Genomic DNA, 26845 nt, shown 5'->3' with positions numbered 1-26845 from the left:
AAAAGCCTCGAACTGCCTCTATATCTAAATTACTCCGAATGCAGTCAATATCTGGAATATCTTGCGTTCCTGAACGGGGATAGTACTCAGATAATGCAAAAACCGAGTTTTCACACAGCCTGAGCGAGAAGCGGACGTTATGCTTGCGCACAAACCGTCGGGAATTGTCGGGATAAACTTAGGGGATTCAACGCATTGCCTGCACAACACTAAGGAGTCTTGTCCAAAATACTTCTTTGCAACATAGTGTACTTATCCGTTTTGAATTCAGAGTATCTCATGCTTAAAGTCATTGCCGAAGATTTCATAAAACCAGATTATATCGAAACAGTTCTTCCTCTGTACCGTGAGCTAATAGCGGCAACTAAGAAAGAGCCTCTCTGTATTGCTTATGATTTGTATATTGATGAAAAAGATCCGGGACATTTCATTTTTATAGAGGAATGGCCGGGGCATGAAGCCCTCGACGATCATTGTGCAAGTGAACATTTCAGACGGCTTGTACCTTTAATTGATCAACATAAGCGGAAAGAAGCCCATTACATACTTATGAATTGCTTAGAGACGTCAGAAAGCTCTTGAAGGGGACAGAAACAAGCCCATAACTGATATTCCCTCACACAGGCAACTATGAGCGAGGAGCAGATGTTCTATTTGCCGAAGACATGGCAGTTAACTGTTTAGATGATGGGGATCAGCCCTGTCTGCTGATAAGTCACCCGCAGAGCGATTTAACCAGTGCGTTGCATCCATCGGTTGAACTCACAGCAGAAAGCAGACGGAAGGCAGAAGCCAGAGTCCATGTTCTGGCAGAGAGGTGACAGCAAACAGTGCGGCGCTAAAAAATGAGGCAGAAAAACGATGCGTGCGCCGTAACGATCGGACAACGCGCCACCAACAATAAACATGCCTTGCTGAGAAAACCTTCGCAAACCTAATATCAACCCGATGAGTCCGCCGGACAGCATCATATCGTCGTGTAAAAACACAGCCAGAAACGGCACAACGGCGTAGAAACCAATATTAAAAACAAACTAGCTGACCAGTAAAACAAACGGCCAGAGCAGAATAGCTGACCGCTGGATTAGCGAAGGCATGCTAATGAGCGGGCTTTAAGCGATGTAGTGAATATGTTTTTTTCCGTGGTATGGCGAGATTTCGATCTTTGTCTCTACCCTGAACACATCCCAAAGCAGTGACTCAGTGAGGATCTCCTGCGGACTACCTGCGGCGACGATCTGACCTTCCTGCATCACAATCAACGCGTCGCAGAACATGGCGGCGTGGTTGAGGTCATGAATAGCCACAATGCTGGTCACTGGCAGTTCGCTGACGAGTTTCATCAACTGCATCTGATGATGAATATCCAGATGGTTGGTCGGCTCATCAAGGAGGATCTCCGTCGGCGATTGTGCGATAGCGCGTGCAATGTGAACACGCTGGCGCTCGCCACCCGATAAACTCTGCCACCCCTGCTCGCTTTTGCTAAGCATATTCACGCGCTGGAGCGCGGCGGTGACCGTGTCGTGATCTTGCGTGCTCCAGTTGGAAAACGGGGTGTGATGGGGGATACGCCCCAGCTTCACCACGTCGACAACGCGCATATTGGCCTCCGTCATGCTGTGCTGTTCAACAAACGCCACCCGACGTGCCAACTGCTTTTTGGCAATCCGGCCGATGTTTTGCCCGTCCAGCGTGACAGTGCCTGAGTCTGGGCGGCGTAATCCAGCCAGGATCCGCAGAAGTGATGATTTACCGCAGCCATTAGGGCCCAGTAGCCCGACGGTTTCCCCACGCGAAACGCTCAGCGAGACATTGTTGACGATGACCTTTTTACCCACCTTCCAGGTAATATTTTCAGCGGTGATACTCATCACTTATTCCTTGAGCGGTAGATAATAACGGCAAAGAACGGCACACCAACCAGCGCGGTGACCACGCCGACCGGGAGGCTTTGCGGGGCAATCAATAAGCGCGAAGCGATATCGGCCAGTACCATCAGGATGGCGCCGGCCAGTGCACTGGCGATAAGCAATGTGCGATGCATCGGCCCAAAGAGGAAGCGCATGACATGCGGAACGACCAGGCCCACAAAGCCGATCGAACCGGCCATGCTAACGATGGTGGCGGTGATCAATGCCGTGGTGATGAACAGGATCAGACGAACCCAGGGAACCGCGATGCCCAGAGAGGCGGCCGCATCATCGCCAAAAGTAAATGCATCCAGCGCGCGAGAATAGTAAAGGGACACAGCAAGCCCTACCAGTACGACCACCAGCACCAGTTGAAACTCAGGCCATCTCACGCCGCTGAAACTGCCCAACAGCCAGAACATCACGTCACGTGCCTGCTGCGCGCTGGCGGATGTGCTGATGGTGTAAGCGGTAATCGCGTTGAAGAGCTGGGACGCAGCAACGCCCGCCAGAATGACGCGCTCATTGCCGCCGCGTGCGCCATTGGTCAACAAGGCGACGAATACAAAGGCAGCAAGTGCCCCCGCAAATGCCCCGGCGGAGAGCGACACGGCACCGGTTCCGACACCCAATACGACCACTGAAACCGCACCCGTGGAAGCGCCCGCAGAAACGCCGAGCACGTAAGGTTCTGCCAGCGCATTCTTCAGCAGACTTTGCAGTACCACACCGCAGACCGCCAACCCGGCACCGCAGCAGGCCGCAACCAGTGCGCGGCTTAGACGAAAGTTCCAAACCACACTTTCGTAAATGCCGTTAAGGGGCACGTCTGTCAGACCGAGTTTATTACTTATGGAGAAGAACACACTTTGTAGCGGGATATGAAGCTCGCCCACGCTGACGCCAATTGCGATCATCAGGAATAACAACACCACTGCAAGAACACTCGACGTGCCTAGCAGAAATGTTTTTCTGATCGGTTTCACCCCTGCTGTCATTTATCTAGGCCCAGATTTTTGAGCTGTTCACCAACTTGTTCAGCACCATAGATCGTGCGAATCGTTGGGTTCATCGCCTGACCGTCCATCACGACTATATGGCCTTTTTTCACCGCTTCTAACTGGCTGACAGCAGGATCGGTTTTGAGGAATTTGATTTTTTCTTCCGCGCTATCGAGCGCCCAGCGATTACGATCAAGGCTTGAAACGACTATCACGTCGGGATTTGCAGCAATGATGCTCTCCCAACCGACGGTCGGCCACTCTGTCTCTGAGGTGATGGCGTTATGGCCACCTAAAACATTGGCAATAAAACCGGAAGCGCCGTTCTTGCCGCCGACATAGGGGTCAGAGGACGGGGAAGAACTGGAGAACCAGAAAACAAACGAAAGATTCTTTTTGTTTTTTCCGAACTCCTTACGCAGGTCTGCTTCGCGTTTTTTAAAATTGGCAATTAACGCCTGGCCGCGATCTTCCACGTTGAAGATTTTGGCGAAGTCTTCAATCTCTTGATAAAGGAATTCCATGTTCCACAGTTTTTGGCGACTACCGTACATATCGCCAACACTCTTTTTGGTTGCACACATACCAGGAGACATATAGCTATTGACGCCAACCGTGGCGAGATCTTCACGTTTAGCGACTTTACTTTCTGGGCCGAGCAACAAAGGCGCTTGTGCGGGAACAAAATCAGGATTTTGGGCAAGAATAGATTCAAGCGTCGGGATTTCTACTGTCAGTACTTTTATTTTTGCATTCTGTTCAGTCAGTTGCGGCAAAACTTTAGTTGGCCAAAACGCACTGGCAACCACCTTATCCTGCAACCCTAATAGCATAAGAATTTCGGCGGTGTTTTGTCCCAGTGCGACAACACGTTCGGGGGCTTTGGTAAACACCTCTTTATATCCGCAATTTTCAATCGTCAAAGGATACGTGGTTGCCAAAGCAGAACTGACCGAGGCGAACACCATTCCTAACGCACAGATGACCTTTTTCATAAAACACTACCCTTCCACGGAACTAATTTTGAATGCGAAGCGTAATGATAATGAAAATTATTTATTTTGCGATAAAAATCCACTGCGTAAGCGATGGGCAGGCGCACATTAAATGTCCACTGACATTGTAAGGTTCAACAGCAGTAAACCACTTGATTTACAATTAATTAGGATTATCGTTCGTCGAAAAAGCTCCTTCCTCATAGGATTACCCTCATAGTGGCTTAGTCAGCGAAGACAGTTCTCATTTTCCGCCACCGTTTCGCGCAGTACACCACGTGGTGTAGTTCTGCCGATTAAACGCCGGACAATCATTTGTCTTTGAGATCAATAAATAAGAGTTCATTGATTTATAGGAAAAATAATAATCATTTTCGCCATCTTCGCCGTAGATCCAATAATTTGAAGATCCCTGATTTATGCCATACGGATTAAATGAAAAAAATCGAGGACTCTGCAGGAATAAAATTAGAACGATCGATCAGCATCATGAAAGCATTCGAAAGCAAATGTGTCGTCATTACCATGCCTAAAAATGAAATGACAACCAACAATTGTATAACCATTGAGAGGGATAATTTACTTTTCATAGTAATACAACCATGTCGCTCCTGTGTTGGCACTTTCAAGCGCATGCCATTAATATCCAATAGGTTAATGCCGTCATGGTACTAATTCAATAGCATGATATCAGGCGCTGGTAATACCAAAACTATTCCATAAAAAAGGGTGCCTGGCGCAGGCTGAAATTTACCCCCTACCCGACACAAAAACAAAAAAGCCCGCAATTACGCGGGCTCCAGGGTGTTTCTTGCTAGAGGGTGCCGGTCAATGCCGGACGTCCAATCATTCCCACTCAATCGTCGCTGGTGGCTTACCGCTGATGTCATACACGACGCGGGAAATGCCGTCGACTTCGTTGATGATGCGGTTGGAGCAGCGGCCGAGGAAATCGTACGGCAGGTGTGCCCAATGTGCAGTCATGAAATCGATGGTTTCTACTGCACGCAGTGACACCACCCAGTCGTATTTACGGCCATCTCCCATTACGCCAACCGAGCGCACTGGCAGGAAGACGGTGAACGCCTGGCTGACTTTGTTGTAGAGATCCGCTTTGTGCAGCTCTTCGATGAAGATAGCATCGGCACGGCGCAACAGGTCGCAGTACTCTTTCTTCACTTCGCCCAGCACGCGCACACCCAAACCTGGTCCCGGGAACGGGTGACGGAACAACATGTCGTATGGCAGGCCGAGTTCCAGACCGATTTTACGCACTTCGTCTTTGAACAGCTCTTTCAGCGGCTCAACCAGACCCAGCTTCATCTCTTTTGGCAGCCCCCCCACATTATGGTGCGATTTGATCACGTGCGCTTTGCCGGTGGCAGAGGCAGCAGATTCAATCACGTCAGGGTAGATAGTGCCCTGCGCCAGCCATTTTACCTGCTCTTGTTTGCAGGCTTCTTCATCGAATAACTCGACAAATACGCGGCCAATGATCTTACGTTTAGCTTCCGGCTCATCAACCCCCGCCAGCGCAGACAGGAAACGATCTTCAGCAGCCACGTGGACGATGTTCAGACCAAAACGGTCGCCAAACATATCCAGCACTTGTTCCGCTTCGTTAAGACGCAGCAAGCCGTTATCCACGAAGACGCAGGTCAGACGGTCGCCGATGGCGCGGTGCAGCAGCATGGCGGTGACGGAGGAGTCAACGCCGCCGGACAGACCGAGGATCACGTGATCGTCGCCAATCTGTACACGCAGACGCTCAATGGCGTCTTCGATGATTTTAGCCGGCGTCCACAGCGCTTCGCACTGGCAGATGTCCATCACGAAACGTTCCAGGATACGCAGGCCCTGACGGGTATGCGTCACTTCCGGGTGGAACTGTACGCCGTAGAAGCGTTTTTCTTCGTTAGCCATAATGGCAAACGGGCAAGTATCGGTACTGGCAACGGTGACAAAATCAGACGGGATGGCGGTGACTTTATCGCCGTGGCTCATCCAGACGTCGAGCAACGGTTTGTTGTTCTCGCTCAGGGCATCCTGAATGTCATTGATTAAGGCACTTTCGATCTGAACTTCAACCTGCGCATAACCAAATTCGCGCTCGCTGGAGCCTTCAACGTGGCCGCCTAACTGTATCGCCATGGTCTGCATGCCGTAGCACACACCAAGAACCGGCACGCCGGCTTCGAAGACGTAGTCAGGTGCACGTGGGCTGTCGGTGGCGGTAGTACTTTCCGGGCCACCGGACAGGATGATCCCGTTCGGGTTGAATTCGCGGATTTGGGCTTCGGTTACGTCCCAGGCCCAGAGTTCGCAATAGACACCCAGTTCACGCACGCGGCGCGCAACAAGTTGAGTGTACTGGGAGCCGAAATCGAGGATCAGGATACGGTGCTTGTGAATATTTTCGCTCATGAGGGGCGTTTTCCAGAAAGCAATAAAAGCGTTAAAAACGGAATAGTAATCAGCCCGGCCAACGCCGAACTGGATAAGAACCTCACGGGTGGCGACTCGATCCAGGCGCTCGCGAGCTAAGGTGAGGCAAGGCGGAAGCTGGCGAAAAAGCCCAGTTTACATGACGTAAATGAGCATTTTGAGCCAACTTCCAACACCGCATCACCGACGCGCAGCAGCGTCTGTGGGATCAAGAACCCATGCGGTAGTTTGGCGACTCTTTGGTGATCGTCACGTCGTGTACGTGGCTCTCCTGGATCCCAGCGCCGCTGATGCGAACAAACTCAGCCTTAGTGCGCAGTTCGAGGATGGTCGCACAACCGGTCAGCCCCATACATGAACGCAGACCGCCCATTTGCTGGTGCACGATCTCTTTCAGGCGACCTTTATACGCTACACGACCTTCGATACCTTCAGGCACCAATTTGTCAGCGGCGTTATCGCTCTGGAAGTAGCGGTCAGAAGAGCCTTTGGACATCGCGCCCAGAGAACCCATACCGCGATAAGATTTGAATGAACGGCCCTGATACAGCTCGATTTCACCCGGAGACTCTTCCGTCCCAGCCAGCATCCCGCCGACCATCACGCAGCTTGCGCCCGCCGCGATGGCTTTAGCGATGTCGCCGGAGAAGCGGATACCGCCATCGGCGATAACCGGAATACCGGTACCTTCCAGCGCTTCAACCGCGTCAGAAACAGCGGTGATTTGCGGAACGCCCACGCCGGTAACGATACGGGTAGTACAGATAGAACCAGGACCGATCCCGACTTTCACGGCGCTCACGCCAGCTTCAACCAGTGCCAGCGCACCAGCGCCGGTGGCTACGTTGCCGCCGATGATTTGCAGATCGGGATATTTTGCGCGGGTGGCGCGAATGCGGGAAAGAACGCCTTCGGAATGGCCGTGCGAGGAGTCAATCAGCAACACGTCAACGCCAGCAGCGACCAGCGCATCAATACGCTCTTCGTTGCCTTCGCCAGCGCCAACCGCAGCACCAACGCGCAGGCTGCCCTGCTCATCTTTACAGGCATTAGGTTTACGTTCGGCTTTCTGGAAGTCTTTCACGGTGATCATACCGACCAGATGGAATTGTGCGTCAACCACCAGCACTTTCTCTACGCGTTTTTCATGCATTTTCTGCAACACGATTTCGCGGGACTCACCTTCTTTGACCGTCACCAGACGCTCTTTCGGGGTCATCACGGCGGTCACTGGTTGTTCCAGGTCAGTCACGAAGCGTACGTCACGGCCGGTAATAATACCGACCAGTTCGTTCCCTTCAGTCACGACGGGGTAACCGGCAAAGCCGTTAATTTCGGTGAGTGCTTTAACCTGACGCAGAGTGGTGGAAGGCGTGACCGTTTTAGGGTCAGCGACCACGCCGCTTTCATGCTTCTTAACGCGGCGAACTTCTTCGGCCTGGCGTTCAATAGACATGTTCTTATGTATGAACCCCAGACCGCCTTCTTGCGCAAGTGCAATCGCCAGATTCGCTTCAGTCACGGTATCCATTGCTGCGGAGAGCATAGGGATATTTAGACGGATTTTAGCGGTCAGCTGAGTGCTTAGATCTGCGGTATTAGGCAGTACTGTGGAGTGGGCTGGAACAAGGAGGACGTCGTCGAACGTTAGTGCTTCTTTTGCGATGCGTAGCATGGGCAATATCTCACCAAGGTGGATGCGGAAAGGGGAAAATATTGCAGCGGGATTATACAGGTCAGCAGGCAAGGTCACCAGAACTATTTTGAGAAACTTCTTGATTACCTGTTTCGTGCATGTAGTATCAATCGATTAAGTCTCTGTTTTTGAATTTGATCTGGATCACATGTCGCTACCTTCTTCTCCCCCATCAATTTTTACCGTAAGCCGCCTCAACCAGACGGTCCGACAGTTGCTGGAGAACGAAATGGGGCAGGTCTGGCTCTCAGGCGAGATCTCCAATTTCTCTCAGCCCTCCTCCGGTCACTGGTATTTCACCCTAAAAGATGACCGTGCGCAGGTCCGCTGTGCCATGTTCCGCAACACCAATCGCCGCACCACCTTCCGCCCGCAAAATGGCCAGCAAGTTTTGGTGCGCGCCACCATCACACTGTATGAACCACGTGGTGATTATCAGCTGATTGCCGAAAGTATGCAGGAAGCCGGTGACGGCCTGTTGCAGCAAAAGTTCGATCTTTTGAAACAGCAACTGACGGCCGAAGGGTTGTTCGACACGCAGTTCAAACAACCGCTGCCCTCACCGGCCAAATGCGTCGGCGTGATCACTTCCGCGAGCGGTGCAGCTTTGCATGACGTGTTGAACGTACTGAAACGCCGGGATCCGTCACTGCCCGTCATCATCTATCCAACTGCCGTTCAGGGCGCCGATGCGCCGATGCAAATTGTCCGTGCTATCGAACTCGCTAACCTGCGCGAAGAAGTGGATGTGTTGATCGTCGGGCGCGGCGGCGGTTCGCTGGAAGATTTATGGAGTTTCAATGACGAACGCGTGGCGCGGGCCATTTTCGCCAGCCGTATCCCGATTGTCAGCGCCGTCGGCCATGAAACGGACGTTACGATTGCCGATTTCGTCGCCGACTTACGTGCGCCGACGCCTTCGGCCGCCGCAGAGCTGATCAGCCGCAATCAGTTGGAGCTGCTGCGTCAGATCCAGTCTCAGCAACAGCGTCTTGAAATGGCGATGGACTATTACCTCGCCCAGTTGACCCAGCGGTTTACCCGTCTGAATCATCGTCTGCAACAGCAGCATCCGCATTTGCGTCTGGCGCGTCAGCAAACTGCACTGTTCAAGCTGCGTCGCCGCTTAGATGAAGCTATGCAAAACCAGCTGCGCCAGATGCGGCGCCGCGCCGACCGTTTGCAGCAGCGTCTAACGCAGCAGCAACCTCAGCCGCGCATACATCGTGCTCAGCAAAAAATTCAGCAATTGCAGTATCGGCTGCAACAGGCGCTCACCGCCCGGCTCTCAGACAGCCGCCAGCGCTTCGGCACCCTGTGCGCCCAACTGGAAGGCGTCAGCCCGCTGGCGACGCTGGCACGGGGTTATAGCGTCACCACTACACCACAGGGAGCATTGTTGAAGAAAACCACCCAGACCGCACCGGGCGATACGCTGAAGACACGTCTGGCCGATGGCTGGATTGAAAGCGAAGTGACGTCGATCGTGGTGGAAAAGAAAGCGCGCAAACGTGCAGTCAAAGGGGCCTGAAACAGGCCCCGGAATTGAGCATCAGATCGTATAACTTCTCGTTGCCTCACCGTTCACCCACACTTCACGCGTCTCACACTCCGGCAGCACAATATTAAGCGTTTCCCACACCGGTTTGAAATCACCACGTTGAGTGATAGTGATGTCGATGCGTTCCCCGTTGCTGAGGATTTCCCAGTTCAGCCACAGCGCATGGTTTTGCTGCCAGCGATGGCTTTCACCGTCATCCTCAAACATCATTCCCACCGATCTCACCTGACCCGGTGCCGGGTAAACGTGCAACTCCCGCATGATGTCTTTGTTGGCATCGACATGGGCCAGACGGCCTGATTGAGGCAATGCAGCACCGGCACGCACCAGCAAAGGCAGGCGTTCGAGCGGTGCATCGAGGGTGATCGTCTGCCCGCCAGCGAACCATTTGCCGGTGTAGAAATCACACCAGCCGAGGCCGTTATCCGGCAGATAGACTTGACGCTCGACCTGTCCTTCTTCGACCACGCTGGCCACCAGCAAATCTTGTCCCATCAGGAAGTCGTCGTTTTCGGCAAAGGTCTTTTTATCATGCTCATGATCGAGGAACGTCGGGCGCAGCATCGGCTCATCGTCAGCATGCGCCTGCCATAACAGCGTGTAGAAATAAGGCAGCAGACGATAGCGCAGACGGATTGCATCTCGGATCAGCGGCGTCACCTGCGGGTACATCCACGGCTCGTTAACGGTGTGATCGTCATTCCACGAGTGAATGGTGAAGCGCGGATGCATCACGCCGTTTTGGACCCAGCGCACAAACAGTTCGGCATCTGGCTTATCGCCGGAGAACCCGCCGACGTCGTGGCCAACGTTGTACAAACCCGACAAACTCATGCCGATACCCATGCGCGTGTTATAGCGCAGCGTCTGCCAGTTGGTGCGGTTATCACCGCTCCAGGTCTGTACATAGCGCTGCATACCCGCGCAGCCGGAACGTGAAATCAGATACGGGCGAGTTTCCGGCGCAAAACGTTGCTGAGCCTCAAACGACGCACGCATCATCAGCAGCGGCATAACCGGACGAATATGTTTGATGGCGATCGACTTGCCGAAACCGTGGCAGCGCGCATCACTGTCCCAAACTTCGTATTCGTTGTTGTCGTTCCAGGTCGAACCAATGCCTTTTTCGAGCAACTGCTGCGTCACGCCTTTCTGCCACCAGCGAACGGCGGCAGGATGGGTGAAATCGAGGTGCGAACCTTCGTCATCCCAGAACACCGAGCGCTCAGGTTGGTCACTTTCGCTGTCGCGGACAAACAGTCCCTGCTCCGCCACCTGCGCGTACTGCGGATGATCCTGCAGCAAGCAAGGCTTGATATTAGCGGCAAGGCGGATACCGGCGTCGAGAAACGCCTGTGACATGACTTCCGGCTGCGGCACTTTGTCGTAGTTCCAGTTGAAAACGTAACGCTTGTTGCCAATCGACGTATAACCCGATGAAAGCTGGAACGAATCACAGGGAATGTCATGTTGCTGACACAGGGTGATAAATTTCATCAACTGCTGCTGGGCATCCGGCGCGTCGGTGTAATACATAGTCGAACCGCTGTAACCGAGACTCCATTTCGGGCCAAACGTCGTTTTACCGGTCAGCTTCACCAGTTTTTTGGTGACGTCCAGCGAGGTTGGGCCAAGAAACAGGTAGTAATCCAGATCGCCCGCTTCGGCGCTGAAACGACGATATGGCAGGTGGTAATTATCAATCTCATTGCCGAGATCAAGCCAGACATTGCTGAGATTGTCGTAGAACAGGCCAAAACTGACGTCATTACGACGCGTCATGGTAAACGGGATATGTTTGTACAGCGGATCGGTGCTGGCGGCGTTATAACCCATTGCATCGAGATTGCGCATTTCAAAACGGCGGCCGCTGCGGTTGAGATCACCGGTTTTTTCGCCCAGCCCGTAAACGCCGTCCTGCGCTTCACGCAGCTGATAATGCGCCGACGCATCGCCTTTTACGGCCAGCATATACGCGCCGGTTTTGCGGTCGCTGACCAGCGGCAGCCATTCGCCCGCCGCATTTTTATGTTCCCACTTTAGCCACAGCGGTTGGTGTACGGTGACGCGTAGCGCTTCGGTGGTCACCGTCAGGGTATTTTCGCCGTGCGTCAGTTGATAGCCAGGCAGAGAGAAACCGTCGTTGCTCAGGCGGTCGCGCCCTTCCCACGGCACATCATTTTGCGGCGCGATGCTCCAGGTGCGATCCAGCGCCAGCTCGCCGTTGCGCTGGATAAACACGCGCACCAATCCCTGCTCTAGCACCCGCAGACAAAACAGATGTTTACCTTCCACACGCAGATCCACACCGGCGTCATGATGTGCGGCCAGCTCCCAGTGTTTCAACGTCTTCATACACTTTCCCCTTTTGCCGGATTGCGGCGCTCAGCGATCAGAGCAATCAGGAATACCGCCCCGATCAAGTCAAAAAATCCCATCGCGATAAACAACGGGTTAAAGCCAATATTGTCTGCCACGGCACCGATCAGCAGTGAAAACAGGAAGCTGGCGATCCACGCCGACGAGCCACGCATACCGTTGACGGTCGCGACCTGGCTTTTGTCGAACGTCTCAACCACCACCGCACTCAACATGCAGGAGATCACCTGATGCCCGAAGCCACCGATGGAAATCAGCGCAATCGCAGCGTAAGGGCTTTGCGTGAGCGCAACCATCGCCAGCGACAGCATCATGAAAGCACCGGTGACCGAACTGGCAACGATAGAGTTAATACGCGTGCAGCCAAACACTTTGCGGTACAGCGTGGTGAGATAGCCGCTGGCAATGCTGCCGAGATCGGCGGCCAGGAACGGCAGCCAGGCGAACATAACAATGTGTTTTAAATCCATTCCGCGTTCGTTGGCGAGATACAGCGGTACCCAGAAACTGAACACTGCCCATGCAGGTTCAGCCAGAAATGCGGGAATGGCGATACCGTAGAATTTTTTGTTTTTACAGACGGTTTTCAGTGACTGGATAAACGGCAAACGTGCCAACTGCGGTTCGTTGTCCTGACGGATCAGCGCCAGTTCTTCTTTGCTCAGATTCGGATGCGTTTCGGGAGAGTGGTAAAACTTCCACCACAGCAATACCCACAGCATCGACAGTACACCGCAGAACAAGAACGCGCCGCGCCAGCCGAAGGACAAATGGGCCACCAGAATGATCGGCGGAGCCAACATGGCACCAATCGAGAAGCCCACTCCAGCCCAGCCTGCCGCTACCGGGCGCTCTTTACGCGGGAACCAGTCGGAAATCGCTTTGGCGTTGGCCGGTGTAGCCGCCGCTTCGGCGCTGCCCATGAAGAAGCGCAAGATCGCCAGTTGGACCCAGCTTCCGGCTCCGGCATGCAGCATACACACCACCGCCCATACGGATGCACAGATCAGGAAGCCAAGCTTCAATCCAATGACGTCAATCAGCCAGCCGCACAGTGGTTGGAATATCGTGTAGGCTGCCTGAAATGCAGCCACGACGTAAGAATATTGCTCGGTCGTCATGCCCAAACTGGTTTTCAATTCGGCGGCCAGTAAACCCAGCGAATTACGGGTGATGTAATTGACGGTGACCCCAAGTAAAAACAGCGACAGCATCCACCAGCGTAAAGCTTTTATTTTCCTGCGCCCTGTAACCGCAGTTGTCTCAGTGTTGATTTGAATTGTCATGCCGGTTCTCCCACCCGTCGGCCAATGCCGCAGATGATGTGTTATTTAAGGTACTCCGGCAGAGTAAGCAGACGGATTTGTGAGCGGAACGTGATTCTTTGCAAGAACTTTCACGGTATAACTTTTAACGTTTACTTTTGGCATTAAAGCCTGATAACACGGCATCTATAGGCTATGAAAATTTATTCATTTTCGAATTTGAACGGGATCACACTTTGAAAGGAAAGCTGAAAATCCAGCAAATTGCCAACCAGACAGGGTTGTCGATCAGTACCGTTTCGCGCGTTTTAGCGGGGAAAAATAATACCAGCGCCAAAGCCCGCGCCCAGGTGATGGAATGCGCAAAATCGCAGGGCATCTTTACCGGACTTTCGACTGGCCGGCTGATGCTGAACAACATTATAATTTTCGCTCCGGCTCGCGCTTTCGATGTGCGCAGCGATATTTTCTATTACAAAGTGGTGCAGGGCATTCTGGAGGCGACTGCACATCATGAAGTGCGCGTGCGCTATTGCGCGATGGAAGAGGAGAATGCCGACGCCGCGCTGTTTATCGCCAAAATGACCGACCCACTGACCGAAGCGGCGCTGTTGGTTGGCATCGACGACCCGCATATCCATCAGCTTGCTGCCGAAATGGGCAAACCCTGCGTGCTGGTGAACTGTCATGACCGACACATGCGCCATGATAGCGTCAGCCCCGATCATCAAACCATGGGCGATTTTGCCTGCGACTATCTGTTCTCTCAGGGGCATCAGCATATCGTGACACTGCAATGTCTGCGCCGTCATACCATGGAACTGCGCCTGACTGGCATCAAGCAAGCGTTCTCCCGTCATCATCAAACCTTCAATGACGGCCATCATCTGTTGGTCACCTCGGGGTTTGGCGCACAGGAAAGTGAACAGACGCTGCTCGACTATCTGGATGCCTTACCGGCAGGCCAGCCACTGCCGACGGCGATTCTGGCCGGTGGCGACTTTATGGCGGCTGGGGTGGTTGCTGCCCTGAGTAAGAAAGGGCTGTCAGTGCCGGGGGACATCAGCGTACTCAGCACTGACGGGTTTAATCTGGCGGAAATCCACGACGTGCCACTGACTGCCGTGCACGTTCCGCGCGATGAATTGGGGACCGAGACCATTGCCCTCTTACAGCGGCGTATGCTGCGCCCTGATGCACCCTACACAACGCAGCTGTTACAGGGACGGCTGGTGGTGAGAGAATCGGTGCGTAAGGCATCGGGTCGCGCAGTGACGCCTCATCCTCATCAATTGTATGACCCGCAGCCGGACAGATAAATCTCATCTTTATTGGGCATGACGTGGAGCGGTTCTATACTGATCGGTGACGACTATTCATTAGCCGCTTTTCAGTATCTGACATGCAGAACACCTTTCTTTCACCTCAGAGTGGACCTTGATAAGGAGATTCACGATGGATCATTGCTCAGCGAAACGTTACAACAGCGTTATCCCTCCCTACATGCTCAACCGCATTATCGAACATGGCTCAGAACCGCAAAAAAAATGCGCGCGCCAGACCCTGGTCCACGTTAATACGCTGATGACTGAATCTTATGCCAAACCCAACGTGACGAAAACGGCCAAAGGCGGTCAGGTCGAGCGGGATATTTATGATGCTAAAAATACCACCACGTTACCCGGAGAATCGGTTCGCCAAGAGGGCCAGGCCAGCGACGGCGATATCACCGTTGATGAAGCTTACGATTATCTTGGCGTAACTTATGATTTCTTCTGGCAGGCGTACCAGCGTAATTCGCTCGATAATAAAGGGCTGCCGCTGCTGGGAACAGTGCATTACGACAAGGGCTACGAGAATGCCTTCTGGAACGGTCAGCAGATGGTGTTTGGCGACGGTGACGGCGAGATTTTTAACCGCTTCACTATCGCGATTGACGTGGTCGGACACGAGCTTTCTCACGGCGTCACTGAAAGCGAAGCGGGTTTGGTTTATAGCGGGCAATCAGGAGCACTGAATGAATCGCTGTCTGATGTGTTTGGCTCATTGGTGAAACAGTTCCATCTGAAACATACGGCCGATAAAGCTGACTGGATCATCGGCGAAGGCTTGCTGGCCAAAGGCATTCACGGCACCGGTCTGCGTTCGATGTCGCATCCCGGCACCGCCTACGATGACCCACTGCTCGGCAAAGATCCGCAGCCCGCCGACATGGGCGGTTACGTGAAGACCCGCGACGATAACGGCGGCGTCCACATCAATTCCGGGATCCCCAATCGTGCATTCTATCTTGCTGCCACCAAGCTGGGCGGTAACGCCTGGGAGCGCGTTGGGTATGCGTGGTATGACACGGTGTGCGACAAGTCACTGCCGCAAGATGCCGACTTTGCTACCTTTGCCCAGAAGACCATTGCACATGCTGAAAAGCGTTTTGACAGCGCCGTCGCGCAGGCGGTACGGGAAGCCTGGGAGCAAGTCGGAGTGATGTAAATGAAACCACTGGACACACTGGACAGCAGCGCCGTAATTGAAATGTATCGGGAAGGCGGAATGGCGTTTATGCCAAAACTCAACGGGCCACGTCGTGTTGAGCTGGCCGGAATGAGCGATGATAAACGCCAGAAAATATGCCAGCTGATTAATCAGTCCCTGCTCTATGCCAAACCGGCGGAAGAGGCTGGGCGTGGCGATCAGCGCTATTACCGGCTGGAAATTCAGTACGCTGCACCCGGACAGTCCGGCAGTCTGGTGGTGATTATTCCTGAAAATCAAATCCCGGCTGAACTGGTCGAGTTGTGGAAAGCAGCCTCGCCAGACGGTTAATCGCCATAAGGCGCATAACTGAACAAGACGCGCTTTTTAGAGATCATCCCATGCCCGTTTTGGCAGAAGTAATCTACCGCGCCACAGGCTTTCAACGCCTGCAACGGCAGATGGCAATCCGGGCATAATGGCGTTTGTTGATACTCGCGGTGGCAGGTGTCACAGTGGAAGTAACCACTTACCCAGCTCATCGACTGGCCGCAAACCGGACAGAGTGCTTCCATCATGTTTCTCCCTCAAATGATGCGGTTAAACCACGCCCAGCGTGCGTAATAAATACAGCCCCAGTGCGGTAGTCAAGAATGATCCCAAGGTCGTCACGGCAATAATATTGGCAGCCAGCGTCGCATTACCGCCCATTGCGCGGGTCATGACGTAACTTCCTGCAGCAGTTGGCGTACAGGAAAAGAGGAAAAGAACGCCAAGCGGCGCACCGCGAAAACCAAATGCCCAGGCACCTAAAGTCATCAGCGCCGGAACAAACACCACCCGCGATGCCGATGACCACGCTGCAACGTTAGAGCTGCGGAACATTGCCCGCCAGTCGAGACTGGCCCCTGCGCACAACATCGCCAACGGCAGCGCCATACCGGAGATAAATGAACCCGTGCTGGCAATCGTATCCGGCATCGGCAAATGGCTGTACTGAAACGCCAATCCTGACACCAACCCGAGAATCAGCGGGTTCGTCACGATGCCGCGTAAAATCGACTGCATCCCGATACCTTTGCCCTGCCCTCCCTGCAAACTTCGGGTCAGCGTGATCACCGACAGTACGTTGAATAAAATCACCGTGACGGCCAGATACATCGACCCGAGGGCAATCCCTTCACTGCCAAATGCCAGCGAAGCATAAGCCAGACCGGCGATCCCCGTATTGGCGCGAAATCCCCCCTGAACAAAAATGCCGCGTTCTCGTGGGTTTTTCACCAGCTTCAGCGCGACCAGTTCAAGCAACAGGAAAGAGACCACCGTCGCAACACCGCCATAAATGGCCAGCGGCAGGTTGGAGCCGGAAGAGTTATGTCCTTGCGCTACGCTGAAAAAAAGCAGACAAGGTAGCGCAATATTGAAGACCAACCGACTGGCTTTCTCATTAAAACTGTCGTCCATCAGGCCAGTCCGCCGCAACAACATTCCTAATAACAGAATCAATAGATTGGGAACTGTCACACCAAACGCAAAACTCCAGGTCTGCCAAAACATCCGGCCTGCTCCTCGCGGGGAAAATTAGACAAAAAAAGGGGTACATTTTCATGCACCCCATCAGTTTAGGATTTGTTTTTCAGGTGCTGCAGGAGGCGTCTGCGCTTGCGCTGCTGGTGCGGCGACAGCGAGTTCTTTTTACCTTCATAAGGGTTCTCACCCTCTTTGAACTGGATGCGGATCGGTGTTCCCATCACTTTCAATGAACGACGGAAATAGTTCATCAGATAGCGTTTGTAGGAATCAGCCAGATCTTTCACCTGATTGCCGTGGATAACCACGATCGGCGGGTTATAACCCCCGGCGTGAGCATATTTCAGTTTCACGCGGCGACCGTTAACCAGCGGCGGCTGGTGATCGTCAGCGGCCATCTGCATGATACGTGTCAGCATCGAGGTACTGACGCGCGTGGTCGCGCAGGTATAGGCTTCGAGCACTGATTCGAACAGGTTACCCACGCCGCTGCCGTGCAGAGCAGAGATAAAGTGAATACGTGCGAAGTCAACGAAACCAAGACGTAGATCCAGCTGGTCCTTAACCTGAGCACGCTCATCTTCGCTCATGCCATCCCACTTATTGACTACGATCAACAGTGAGCGCCCACTATTAAGAATGAAGCCCAACAGCGAAAGGTCCTGATCCGAGATGCCATCACGGGCATCAATAACCAACATAACCACGTTGGCGTCTTCAATCGCTTTCAGCGTTTTGATAACGGAGAATTTTTCAACGGTTTCCGTTACTTTGCCGCGCTTGCGCACACCGGCGGTATCGATCAGAACGTATTCACGTTCATCACGAATCATCGGGATATAAATACTGTCACGGGTGGTGCCCGGCATGTCGTAAACCACGACGCGCTCTTCGCCAAGAATGCGGTTAGTAAGTGTGGACTTACCTACGTTAGGACGTCCGACAATAGCCAGTTTGATCGGCAAAGAGCGTGGGTCGAAGTCATCTTCGACGTCGGCTGGGATCTCATCTTCTTCGAGACTGGCTTCCTGCTCTGCCCAATAAGCGGCATTGGCCTGTTCTTCGGACAGTTCCACTTCTTCTGGCTTAGCACCTACAAACGGTATCAGTACGTGCTCGATCAACTGCGCTACGCCACGACCATGAGAAGCCGCAATCGCGTAGACTTCGCCTAATCCGAGCGCGTAAAAATCACCTACAGCGCTGTCAGGATCAAGCCCATCCGTTTTGTTGGCTACCAGGAAGGTGGCTTTTTCACGGCTGCGAAGATGCTGGGCAATGCCCTGATCCGCAGGCATCAGACCCGCGCGCGCATCAACCATAAACAGCACAATGTCCGCTTCTTCAATAGCCAGCAGTGACTGCCCTGCCATACGGGTTTCTACGCCATCTTCCGTACCGTCGATACCACCGGTATCAACGATGATGAATTCGTTACCCTCAATTTCAGCACGACCATACTTGCGGTCACGCGTTAGCCCCGGGAAATCCGCGACCAACGCATCACGCGTCTTGGTCAAACGGTTAAATAAAGTGGATTTACCCACATTCGGGCGCCCAACCAGCGCGACGACAGGTATCATTTTTGAAGCCTCTATTTTTTAATAGCAAAGCGTTTTATTGCAAAAAGTTCTAATGCACAAGTTATAACGCAAACATTAAGAGTTACAGCGTGGTGAAAAAATACAAATCGCTATAAATCAAATCATTACATCACAGCCGACAATGAGCGGCTGCGCATATTTCAGAATACGAAACGGCCCCTGATACATTCAGGAGCCGTTTTAAAGCCCGGTGAACTGCGATCCCAGGCCAGACGCTGTCAGCGAAAGTTAGCGGGTGAAGGAGTAAACCTCACCGCCTTTTGCCTGGATAACCAGCTTATCGCTTGCGACGATTGGCGCGCCGAGGAAACCGGAGCTGTCAACTTCCTGCTGTGCGACGAAACGACCATCAGTAGTGTTGATCCAGTGCAGATAACCTTCGGAATCGCCGACCACAATATACCCATTATACAATACTGGGGCTGTCAGGTTACGGTGCAATAAATCACTTTGACGCCAGAGGCTTACGCCGCCCTGAGTATCAAGTGCCATGACGCGGTCATCTTGATCAACGATATAAATATGGCCTGCATCGACGATAAAGTCGTTGATAGAACCCACATCACGTTTCCACGCGATCTGACCAGAACGGAGATCCATCGCCACCAAACTGCCGTTGTAAGCCAGCGCATAAACGACGCCATCAACGATAATCGGCGTGGTATCAACATCACTCAGACGATCAATCTCTGTTGCACCGCTTGGCTGAGAAATACGTTGCTGCCAGATAAGCTGGCCTTCTTTCATCATAACTGCGCTCACGCGACCGCTGTCACCACCCACAATGGCGGCGCCAAATGCGGTAGCCGGAGCAGACTCGCCGCGCAGGGAGAGCGTTGGCATATCAAGGTTAGCCGTCCACTGGATGCTGCCATCAGCTTCGCTAAGCCCTTGCAACATACCGTTGCCAGTATGAATCAGGACCAGGCCGTCGCTGACCACTGGGCGTGAAAGTGCTTCACCCGCCACTTTGGTCTGCCACGCGATGGTGCCATCACTGCTGTTCAGTGCATAAACGATGGCTTTCTCGCTGCCGATATAGACATGTGAACCTGCGGCAGTAACACCACCTGACAGTTGCGCTGAGTTATTGCTGGAGAAGAAGCCGGTCTTTTCAGACAGATTCACTTTCCATTTCTCTTTACCGCTGTCTGCATCCAGTGCTTTTACGATGCCAAAACGGTCAGCCGCGTAAATAGTATTATCTTGCCAGGCCGGGCGCAGATGCGAGTAGTAATCGCCCACGCCATCACCGACGGATGTACTCCAGACTTTCGTCGGCGTGAATTGATTTTCAACTTTCGGCAACGGGGACATCTTGACGACATCTTCTTCGCTGTTAAACAAAGAACAGCCACTCAGCAGGGCAACAGAGACCCATCCTACCAAGAGTGTTTTACGCAATTGCATCGGGGTTCCCCTTAGCTGGATAAGTTGTTCAATTTCATACGCAGCATGTTTTGCAGCGTTTGAGAAGGTTTAGAATCAAGGCCTTTGCTGTAGGCTTCACGTGCGCCTTTAGCATCACCTTTCGCCAGCAGGACGTTACCGCGAACATCTTGTTGCAGTGCTGTCCAGCCTTCGCCCTTCACGCCATCTAACGTTTTGAGTGCGTCATCGAACTTGTTTTGCTGCATCTGGATACGCGCTAAACGCAGATTCACCAGCGACAGTAAATTCTCTTCTTTTGCCTGACCCTGCGCCTGAGTCAGTTGCTTCTCGGCATTGGCAAAGTCTTTGGCTTCCGCGAAATGGTCAGCCAATTGCAAAGCAGCAAACACGCCATAATTGTTGCTGTTGCTCTGGGCAAACTTTTCGAGATCTTCAACACCTTGCGCTTTTTTATCCGTCATGGCCTGATTGGCTTGCTGGAAAGAAGCGGAAGCGTGGGTCATCTCAGAGCTTTGATGAGTTTGCCAGTAACGCCAGCCACCCAATGCAGCAATGCCCAGCACAACACCTATCGCCAATGCTTTTCCATTTTCAGCAAAGAAACGACGTACGACGTCAACTTGTTCATTTTCAGTGGTATAGACTTCCACGTGGTCTTTCTCCTTAACCTATCATCGAGGCCAGACGCGCAGCGAGGGAGCTTTGCGCCAGCGTTTCTTGCTCACCGCTTTGCAGATCTTTAATCACTACCTGCCCGGCCGCGACTTCGTTTTCACCTAATACCAGAGCGACACGCGCTCCCCATTTGTCAGCGCGGGCAAACTGCTTCTTGAAGTTGCCACCGCCGTAGTTAGTCATCACTTTCAATTCTGGCAGCGTATCACGCAGTGATTCAGCCAGTTGCATAGCCACACCCTGAGTACCGACACCGGAAGAAATCACATAAGCATCCACCGTGGCAGGCGCTTTGAAATCAGGATTGACAGCCTGAACCAATAACACCAACCGCTCAAGGCCCATTGCGAAGCCCACCGCAGGCGTTGCACGTCCACCTAACTGTTCTACCAGGCCATCGTAACGACCACCGGCACAGACGGTACCCTGCGCACCAAGATGGGTGGTTACCCATTCAAAGACGGTGCGGTTGTAGTAATCCAGGCCACGAACCAGACGCTGATTAACCGTATATGGGATACCTGCTTGCTCTAAAAGTTCACACAGGCCAGCAAAGTGTTCTTTAGATTCAGGATCCAGGTATTCAGCCAGTTCAGGAGCATCGTTCAACAGAGCCTGAACATCAGGATTTTTAGAGTCCAGAACGCGCAGTGGATTGGTGTACATCCGGCGTTTACAGTCTTCGTCCAGCTTATCTTTATGCTGCTCGAGATAGGCCACCAGTGCATCGCGGTAATCCGCACGAGCCTCAAGAGAGCCGATAGAGTTCAATTCGAGTGCAACGTGCTCAGAAATACCCAGCGCACGCCACCAGCGCGCAGTCAGCAGGATCAGTTCGGCATCGATGTCCGGGCCCTGCAGGCCAAAAACTTCGACTCCCAACTGGTTAAACTGACGATAACGCCCTTTTTGCGGACGTTCGTAGCGGAACATCGGACCGATGTACCACAGACGCTGTTCCTGATTGTACAGCAGACCATGCTCAATACCGGCACGCACGCAGCCAGCCGTTCCTTCAGGACGCAGAGTCAGGCTTTCACCGTTGCGGTCTTCGAAGGAATACATTTCTTTTTCTACGACATCAGTCACTTCACCAATGGCGCGTTTAAATAACGGGGTCTGCTCTACAATCGGCATGCGGATTTCACTGTATCCGTAATTACCCAACACCAGCTTAAGGATGCCTTCGATCTTCTGCCACAGCGCGGTATCTTCCGGCAGGTAATCGTTCATGCCACGGATGGCCTGGATATTTTTTGCCACGTCAATTCTCTACCATTTTATAAAAAATGAACCCGATTATAGGGGCTTTAGGTCATGCGGTTCAACGCGCAGACATTCCCACTCTGACCAAAATAATTGGTGCTGTATCAAGGCGGCAAGCGAGAGAATCCCGATGAGCTTACTCAAGTAAGTGATTCGGGGGAACAAACGCAGTTAACGCAGATGCAGCTTCAAGTATGAAGGGCTGGTCGGGTTCAATATAATGCAGGTGCTTAAACGCGCCCGCAACCGATGTTACTTTTCAAGATGATTGATAACGATACGATTACTCTTATCCATGATGGCCGCTTTAGCACGGATCTTCGCTTCAAGCTGGTCGATCATTTTTTCGTTATCAAAGCGCTCTCTCTGGCGCACGCCGTCTTCGTAAAAACCGCTCTTGTTATGGCCACCGGTCACGCCAATGGTGGAAACCAGTGCTTCGCCAGGTCCGTTAACCACGCAACCGATAATAGAGATATCCATCGGGGTGATCAGATCCTCAAGGCGCTGTTCCAGTGCATTTACCGTACCGATAACGTCAAACTCCTGGCGCGAACACGTCGGGCAGGCAATGAAATTGATACCGCGGGCTCGAATACGCAGGGATTTTAAAATATCGAAACCGACTTTAACTTCTTCCACAGGATCGGCGGCCAGTGAGATACGCAGCGTATCGCCAATACCTTCGGACAACAGCAAGCCAAGACCAATCGCAGATTTTACGGAACCACTGCGCATCCCCCCGGCTTCGGTAATACCTAAATGCAACGGCTGGTCGATGCGCGAAGCCAACAGGCGATATGACTCAACGGCCAAGAAAACATCAGAGGCTTTTACGCTGACTTTAAACTGATCAAAGTTGAGACGATCGAGGATATCGACGTGACGCATGGCGGATTCAAGCAGAGCTTCAGGCGTAGGTTCGCCGTACTTTTCCTGGATATCTTTTTCCAGAGAACCGCCGTTCACACCAATTCGTATTGGAATATTGTGGTCACGCGCGCAGTCAACGACAGACCGAATGCGGGACTCGTTACCGATGTTGCCCGGATTAATACGCAGGCAGTCCACGCCATATTCTGCAACCTGCAGCGCAATACGGTAGTCGAAGTGAATATCGGCGACCAACGGGACATTGACCTGCTGCTTGATGAGTTTGAAGGCTTCGGCGGCATCCATTGTAGGCACCGACACGCGCACAATATCAACGCCAACACGTTCCAGCGCTTTGATTTGCGCTACAGTAGCAGCGACATCGGTAGTACGGGTGTTGGTCATTGATTGCACGGCAATCGGCGCACCATCACCGATTGGCACCTTGCCGACGTAAATCCGGGTTGATTTTCGACGGGTAATGGGTGCTTGGTTATGCATGACTTACTCTCCCTTGTTGCAAAAATTTACGGACCGCCGGTTTATTCGGCAGCCAGAGTAAACCGCGCAACACGGCTTGATTTAACAAAACGGCTCAAATCAACCTGTTTACCCTGGAATTGTATTTCAACAGCACCAGGTGCACCAATCTTCAGTTTGTACGGGGCTGTTCCTTTAACACTTAAGGATTCGCCACCTTTCTTCATACCGCTGAACAACGTTTTGCCAGAAGCATCGTCAATCTGCAGCCAGCAATCTGACTTGAACGTCAGTGCCACAGTATCCGTATCGGTACCTGCAGTTTGTGCATTGGCAGTCGGCAGACCGCTTTCAGCCGTGTTCTGGCTGGTAGAGACGGCGACAGGAGCTTGCTGAGCTTGAGTCGCTGGGGCATTAGATGCCGCAGCGGTATTCGCAGGCTGTGCCGGAACAGCACCGGTGACTTCATCAGCAGGCGGCGTACCCTGGTTAGGTTCGCCTTCTGTTGGTCCGGAATTAGGGCTGTCACCATTGGTCAGGGGAATTGACTGCCCCTGGCCGTTATCCTGATTTAACTGCGCCGTTGACTGATCAGCCATCGTAACGATATCTCGCTGTTGTGCCTGATGGTTTTGCCACCACCATGCGCAAGTCAGGCCGAGAACCACGAGCACGACTAACCACGTAAAGCCCATCAACCATCCATCACGTTTCTTACGTGACTTACCGAGTGAGAAACCTTGCATCGAGGCAACTTTCGGCACTTTAATTGGCGCTTGTTTGCCAATCATGCTTGAAAGTTCGTCTTCGGGTACATGAACTAATTTAGCGTAGGAGCGAATGTAACCACGTAAAAACGTAGGCGCGAGATCGGCCGGCGTGGTCCCTTCTTCAATTTGGCGAATAGTCGAGACTTTCAGACACAGGCGTTCTGCAACGGCCTGATGAGTCAGTCCCAGCTGTTCACGAGCTTGACTCAGGCGTGCGCCTGGCGTCATTGTTTCTTTATTTTCTTTGGGGGCTTCAGTATTCATTAGCTAAGAACTGCTGGTACTGTTGAGATTGTGGAAAACTTCGCGCCAGCTGCTTGCCGTAGCGCTGAACGCTAACCGGGTTGCTTGCTGACGCAGCGAATCGAATCTGTAACATGAGGCTTTCAGCACTGGCTGGCAGAACATGTTGGTAGACATCCAGTAGTAATTGCGCCTGCGCGCGTTTCCCTTCGCCAAACTGTCTGGTTGCATTGGCAAGCAAAGGCCCACCTTTATCAGGATCAGTTTTTAATGCCCGACTCAGTAACACGCGTGCTTCCTCATTCTGATTGGCCTTCAGAAAACAGTAGCCTGCGTTTTCAAGACTGTCAGCCACCTGACCGTAATCAGGGACATTAGTCGCTGCGCTAAACTGCTGTTGTGCCGGTACATACTGCCCTAAACTACACAGAAACGCACCGTAATTATTCAGGACGGTTCCATTTTGCGGAGCCAACTTCAAAGCCTGTTGATAACGGCTTTGAGCCGCACTATTATCGCCGTTTTTTTGCTCATAAAGCGCCATGCCCAACTGGGTATGATAATCATCTGGCGCCCCGTCTACAGCCTTCTGTAAATTCGACTTCGCGCCGGCCATATTGCCCTGAGACAAATAGGCCATACCCAGCTCAAGGCGAGTTTGCAAAGCGCCAGTGGCCTGCTCTGGCTCATTTTTAGAACCTGAACAACCTGCCAGCAGGCAGAAGGTAAAGCTTAGCGCAACTGCCTGTCTCCATCCGAGTTTACTCATCATGCTTAAATCCCTTTATTCTGCCACCGGCCCGACTTCAGAAAAACATAACGGTCTGCCTTACCGCGGTTAACCCCGTCGTCAGGCAGAATGTCGCATCACCGTTTTTAGACTGCTTTGATGGCAATAGATTCACCGGCCATCTTTTTCTTTAATACACGCTTGGTGCGGTCGATGACTTCACCTGCCAACTGACCACAGGCCGCATCAATATCATCACCACGAGTTTTACGCACAATAACGGTAAAACCATAATCCATCAGTACTTTTGAAAAACGATCAATTCGGCTGTTTGAACTGCGGCCATAGGGCGCGCCGGGGAACGGGTTCCACGGGATTAAGTTGATTTTACACGGCGTATTCTTCAGGCGCTCTGCCAACTCATGCGCATGCTCAGTACCATCGTTGATATGATCTAGCATCACATATTCAATCGTCACCCGGCCCTGATTAGCGTTGGATTTACCGATGTAACGCCCTACGGCTGCCAGGAAAGCGTCGATGTTGTATTTGCGATTAATCGGGACGATTTCATCACGAATAGTGTCATTCGGCGCATGCAGTGAGATGGCCAGCGCTACATCAATCATGTCACCCAATTTATCCAGCGCAGGGACTACACCTGATGTTGATAGTGTTACACGACGCTTGGATAGCCCAAAACCGAAGTCGTCAAGCATGATTTCCATCGCAGGAACGACGTTATTCAGGTTGAGTAAAGGTTCACCCATGCCCATCATCACCACATTGGTGATCGGACGCGTGCCGGTCACTTTGGCCGCACCAATGATTTTCGCCGCACGCCACACCTGACCGATGATCTCGGACACGCGCAGGTTACGGTTAAAGCCTTGCTGAGCGGTTGAGCAGAAAGGGCATTCCAGCGCACAACCCACCTGCGAAGAAACGCACAGCGTTGCGCGGTCGCCATCCGGGATATACACGGTTTCGACCTGCTGATCGCCCACTTTGATAGCCCATTTAATGGTGCCATCGGTAGAGCGCTGTTCCAGTGCCACTTCCGGCGCGCGGATCTCGGCAACCCGGGCCAGCTTTTCACGCAGTGGGCGATTGATGTCGGTCATTTGCTCGAAATCATCGCTGCAATAATGGTACATCCACTTCATGACCTGATCGGCACGGAAGGGTTTCTCGCCCATGTTGGCGAAGAATTCACGCATCTGTTTGCGGTTAAGGTCAAGAAGGTTAATTTTGGCAACCACAGGCTCCACAGTATTCACTGCATCAGCGGGTTGAGAAGTCAGTTCTGAATTGAGGTCAGACAAGTTTTGCTCGGGCGTGTTTGATTCAAACATAATACGAATTGGCCTCGTTGTTACACGTTATGGCATCAGGGAAGTGCAGAGCTTATGAAGAAGTAGCCTGCAATACATTTTTAACTGCGTATTTAACGACAGCGCGTTAAAAACACATACGCCCCAAAGAGGCTGGCTCATTCGGGGCGCAACATTGTACAAATTTTAGGGCAGGGTTTCTATGTTTGAAAGGTCAGACT

22 protein-coding genes and 1 pseudogene are annotated in these 26845 nt (G+C 52.5%); 5 read left to right on the top strand and 18 right to left on the bottom strand.

Features of this window, described 5'->3' with window-relative positions:
• Positions 1 to 279 precede the first annotated feature (279 nt).
• A complete protein-coding gene (locus tag ACMV8I_RS18545) occupies positions 280 to 582 on the top strand; it encodes a putative quinol monooxygenase (protein WP_498866664.1) in 303 nt (100 codons plus the stop codon).
• Positions 583 to 851: 269 nt separating this feature from the next.
• On the opposite strand, the pseudogene ACMV8I_RS18540 reads toward ACMV8I_RS18545, so the two are convergent.
• The 6 genes and pseudogenes from ACMV8I_RS18540 to guaB form a co-directional block, all read right to left on the bottom strand.
• Positions 852 to 1097, bottom strand: a pseudogene (locus ACMV8I_RS18540) (MFS transporter); the annotation flags it as partial.
• Between the two features lie 15 nt (positions 1098 to 1112).
• Positions 1113 to 1874 carry a siderophore ABC transporter ATP-binding protein EitC gene (gene eitC, locus ACMV8I_RS18535; protein ID WP_498866663.1) on the bottom strand — a complete coding sequence of 254 codons (762 nt, stop codon included), beginning with the start codon at positions 1872 to 1874 and terminating at the stop codon, positions 1113 to 1115.
• The gene (locus tag ACMV8I_RS18530; RefSeq protein WP_498866662.1) at positions 1874 to 2911 is read right to left on the bottom strand and encodes a FecCD family ABC transporter permease; all 1038 of its coding nucleotides are present in this window, start codon (positions 2909 to 2911) and stop codon (positions 1874 to 1876) included. Before ACMV8I_RS18530 ends, eitC begins: the two co-directional genes overlap by 1 nt.
• On the bottom strand, positions 2908 to 3909 hold the full coding sequence (gene eitA, locus ACMV8I_RS18525; RefSeq protein ID WP_498866661.1) for a siderophore ABC transporter substrate-binding protein EitA: 1002 nt from the start codon (positions 3907 to 3909) through the stop codon (positions 2908 to 2910). Before eitA ends, ACMV8I_RS18530 begins: the two co-directional genes overlap by 4 nt.
• An 846-nt stretch (positions 3910 to 4755) precedes the next feature.
• The gene (gene guaA, locus ACMV8I_RS18520) at positions 4756 to 6333 is read right to left on the bottom strand and encodes a glutamine-hydrolyzing GMP synthase (RefSeq protein ID WP_498866660.1); all 1578 of its coding nucleotides are present in this window, start codon (positions 6331 to 6333) and stop codon (positions 4756 to 4758) included.
• Positions 6334 to 6562: 229 nt separating this feature from the next.
• A complete protein-coding gene (gene guaB / locus ACMV8I_RS18515; protein ID WP_498866659.1) occupies positions 6563 to 8029 on the bottom strand; it encodes an IMP dehydrogenase in 1467 nt (488 codons plus the stop codon).
• Between the two features lie 169 nt (positions 8030 to 8198).
• On the opposite strand from guaB, the gene xseA reads away from it, so the two are divergent.
• A complete protein-coding gene (gene xseA / locus ACMV8I_RS18510) occupies positions 8199 to 9581 on the top strand; it encodes an exodeoxyribonuclease VII large subunit (protein WP_498866658.1) in 1383 nt (460 codons plus the stop codon).
• A gap of 21 nt (positions 9582 to 9602) precedes the next feature.
• Here xseA and ACMV8I_RS18505 read toward each other — a convergent pair whose 3' ends face one another.
• A complete protein-coding gene (locus ACMV8I_RS18505; RefSeq protein WP_498866657.1) occupies positions 9603 to 11966 on the bottom strand; it encodes a glycoside hydrolase family 31 protein in 2364 nt (787 codons plus the stop codon).
• Positions 11963 to 13276 carry an MFS transporter gene (locus tag ACMV8I_RS18500; RefSeq protein ID WP_498866656.1) on the bottom strand — a complete coding sequence of 438 codons (1314 nt, stop codon included), beginning with the start codon at positions 13274 to 13276 and terminating at the stop codon, positions 11963 to 11965. Before ACMV8I_RS18500 ends, ACMV8I_RS18505 begins: the two co-directional genes overlap by 4 nt.
• Positions 13277 to 13491: 215 nt before the next feature.
• Between ACMV8I_RS18500 and ACMV8I_RS18495 the strand changes: the two genes are divergently transcribed.
• From ACMV8I_RS18495 to ACMV8I_RS18485, 3 genes are all read left to right on the top strand, one after another.
• Positions 13492 to 14574, top strand: coding sequence for a LacI family DNA-binding transcriptional regulator (locus ACMV8I_RS18495; RefSeq protein ID WP_498866655.1), 1083 nt, complete (start codon positions 13492 to 13494; stop codon positions 14572 to 14574).
• A 136-nt stretch (positions 14575 to 14710) separates the two neighbouring features.
• Entirely contained in the window at positions 14711 to 15745 is a 1035-nt protein-coding gene (locus ACMV8I_RS18490; protein ID WP_498866654.1) for a M4 family metallopeptidase, read from the top strand.
• On the top strand, positions 15746 to 16078 hold the full coding sequence (locus tag ACMV8I_RS18485; RefSeq protein WP_498866653.1) for a protealysin inhibitor emfourin: 333 nt from the start codon (positions 15746 to 15748) through the stop codon (positions 16076 to 16078).
• Here ACMV8I_RS18485 and ACMV8I_RS18480 read toward each other — a convergent pair.
• The 10 genes from ACMV8I_RS18480 to rlmN all read right to left on the bottom strand — a co-directional run bounded on the left by ACMV8I_RS18480 (position 16075) and on the right by rlmN (position 26645).
• The gene (locus ACMV8I_RS18480) at positions 16075 to 16302 is read right to left on the bottom strand and encodes a zinc ribbon domain-containing protein (protein WP_498866674.1); all 228 of its coding nucleotides are present in this window, start codon (positions 16300 to 16302) and stop codon (positions 16075 to 16077) included. The genes ACMV8I_RS18485 and ACMV8I_RS18480 overlap by 4 nt on opposite strands.
• A gap of 25 nt (positions 16303 to 16327) precedes the next feature.
• Positions 16328 to 17284 (bottom strand): AEC family transporter, encoded by a 957-nt coding sequence (locus ACMV8I_RS18475; protein WP_498866652.1) that lies wholly within the window; start codon positions 17282 to 17284, stop codon positions 16328 to 16330.
• Between the two features lie 65 nt (positions 17285 to 17349).
• Positions 17350 to 18840, bottom strand: coding sequence for a ribosome biogenesis GTPase Der (der, locus tag ACMV8I_RS18470; protein WP_498866651.1), 1491 nt, complete (start codon positions 18838 to 18840; stop codon positions 17350 to 17352).
• 249 nt (positions 18841 to 19089) lie between these two features.
• Positions 19090 to 20271 (bottom strand): outer membrane protein assembly factor BamB, encoded by a 1182-nt coding sequence (gene bamB, locus ACMV8I_RS18465; RefSeq protein WP_498866650.1) that lies wholly within the window; start codon positions 20269 to 20271, stop codon positions 19090 to 19092.
• A gap of 11 nt (positions 20272 to 20282) precedes the next feature.
• Positions 20283 to 20903 carry a YfgM family protein gene (locus tag ACMV8I_RS18460; protein ID WP_498866649.1) on the bottom strand — a complete coding sequence of 207 codons (621 nt, stop codon included), beginning with the start codon at positions 20901 to 20903 and terminating at the stop codon, positions 20283 to 20285.
• A gap of 13 nt (positions 20904 to 20916) precedes the next feature.
• Positions 20917 to 22191, bottom strand: a complete 1275-nt coding sequence (gene hisS, locus ACMV8I_RS18455) for a histidine--tRNA ligase (RefSeq protein WP_498866648.1) — start codon at positions 22189 to 22191, stop codon at positions 20917 to 20919.
• Positions 22192 to 22446: 255 nt separating this feature from the next.
• Complete coding sequence (gene ispG, locus ACMV8I_RS18450; RefSeq protein WP_498866647.1) at positions 22447 to 23568, bottom strand: flavodoxin-dependent (E)-4-hydroxy-3-methylbut-2-enyl-diphosphate synthase; 1122 nt, start codon at positions 23566 to 23568, stop codon at positions 22447 to 22449.
• 41 nt (positions 23569 to 23609) lie between these two features.
• The gene (rodZ, locus tag ACMV8I_RS18445) at positions 23610 to 24581 is read right to left on the bottom strand and encodes a cytoskeleton protein RodZ (protein WP_498866646.1); all 972 of its coding nucleotides are present in this window, start codon (positions 24579 to 24581) and stop codon (positions 23610 to 23612) included.
• A complete protein-coding gene (gene pilW / locus ACMV8I_RS18440; protein ID WP_498866673.1) occupies positions 24571 to 25329 on the bottom strand; it encodes a type IV pilus biogenesis/stability protein PilW in 759 nt (252 codons plus the stop codon). Before pilW ends, rodZ begins: the two co-directional genes overlap by 11 nt.
• 107 nt (positions 25330 to 25436) lie before the next feature.
• Complete coding sequence (gene rlmN, locus ACMV8I_RS18435) at positions 25437 to 26645, bottom strand: dual-specificity RNA methyltransferase RlmN (RefSeq protein ID WP_498866645.1); 1209 nt, start codon at positions 26643 to 26645, stop codon at positions 25437 to 25439.
• Positions 26646 to 26845: the final 200 nt, after the last annotated feature.

The sequence above is a fragment of the Ewingella sp. S1.OA.A_B6 genome (assembly GCF_049889095.1).
GTDB lineage: Bacteria > Pseudomonadota > Gammaproteobacteria > Enterobacterales > Enterobacteriaceae > Ewingella.
This window is presented reverse-complemented; position numbering and strand designations above follow the sequence as displayed.

What these genes read in the sequence shown, in the direction of transcription:
- ACMV8I_RS18475 (WP_498866652.1), bottom strand. Translation starts at nt 17,284, where the DNA reads ATGTTTTGGCAGACCTGGAGTTTTGCGTTTGGTGTGACAGTTCCCAAT.
- ACMV8I_RS18485 (WP_498866653.1), top strand. Translation starts at nt 15,746, where the DNA reads ATGAAACCACTGGACACACTGGACAGCAGCGCCGTAATTGAAATGTAT.
- pilW (WP_498866673.1), bottom strand. Translation starts at nt 25,329, where the DNA reads ATGAGTAAACTCGGATGGAGACAGGCAGTTGCGCTAAGCTTTACCTTC.
- bamB (WP_498866650.1), bottom strand. Translation starts at nt 20,271, where the DNA reads ATGCAATTGCGTAAAACACTCTTGGTAGGATGGGTCTCTGTTGCCCTG.
- guaB (WP_498866659.1), bottom strand. Translation starts at nt 8,029, where the DNA reads ATGCTACGCATCGCAAAAGAAGCACTAACGTTCGACGACGTCCTCCTT.
- xseA (WP_498866658.1), top strand. Translation starts at nt 8,199, where the DNA reads ATGTCGCTACCTTCTTCTCCCCCATCAATTTTTACCGTAAGCCGCCTC.
- ACMV8I_RS18490 (WP_498866654.1), top strand. Translation starts at nt 14,711, where the DNA reads ATGGATCATTGCTCAGCGAAACGTTACAACAGCGTTATCCCTCCCTAC.
- eitC (WP_498866663.1), bottom strand. Translation starts at nt 1,874, where the DNA reads ATGAGTATCACCGCTGAAAATATTACCTGGAAGGTGGGTAAAAAGGTC.
- ACMV8I_RS18505 (WP_498866657.1), bottom strand. Translation starts at nt 11,966, where the DNA reads ATGAAGACGTTGAAACACTGGGAGCTGGCCGCACATCATGACGCCGGT.
- ACMV8I_RS18545 (WP_498866664.1), top strand. Translation starts at nt 280, where the DNA reads ATGCTTAAAGTCATTGCCGAAGATTTCATAAAACCAGATTATATCGAA.
- ACMV8I_RS18500 (WP_498866656.1), bottom strand. Translation starts at nt 13,276, where the DNA reads ATGACAATTCAAATCAACACTGAGACAACTGCGGTTACAGGGCGCAGG.
- eitA (WP_498866661.1), bottom strand. Translation starts at nt 3,909, where the DNA reads ATGAAAAAGGTCATCTGTGCGTTAGGAATGGTGTTCGCCTCGGTCAGT.
- ACMV8I_RS18480 (WP_498866674.1), bottom strand. Translation starts at nt 16,302, where the DNA reads ATGGAAGCACTCTGTCCGGTTTGCGGCCAGTCGATGAGCTGGGTAAGT.
- guaA (WP_498866660.1), bottom strand. Translation starts at nt 6,333, where the DNA reads ATGAGCGAAAATATTCACAAGCACCGTATCCTGATCCTCGATTTCGGC.
- rodZ (WP_498866646.1), bottom strand. Translation starts at nt 24,581, where the DNA reads ATGAATACTGAAGCCCCCAAAGAAAATAAAGAAACAATGACGCCAGGC.
- ispG (WP_498866647.1), bottom strand. Translation starts at nt 23,568, where the DNA reads ATGCATAACCAAGCACCCATTACCCGTCGAAAATCAACCCGGATTTAC.
- der (WP_498866651.1), bottom strand. Translation starts at nt 18,840, where the DNA reads ATGATACCTGTCGTCGCGCTGGTTGGGCGCCCGAATGTGGGTAAATCC.
- rlmN (WP_498866645.1), bottom strand. Translation starts at nt 26,645, where the DNA reads ATGTTTGAATCAAACACGCCCGAGCAAAACTTGTCTGACCTCAATTCA.
- ACMV8I_RS18530 (WP_498866662.1), bottom strand. Translation starts at nt 2,911, where the DNA reads ATGACAGCAGGGGTGAAACCGATCAGAAAAACATTTCTGCTAGGCACG.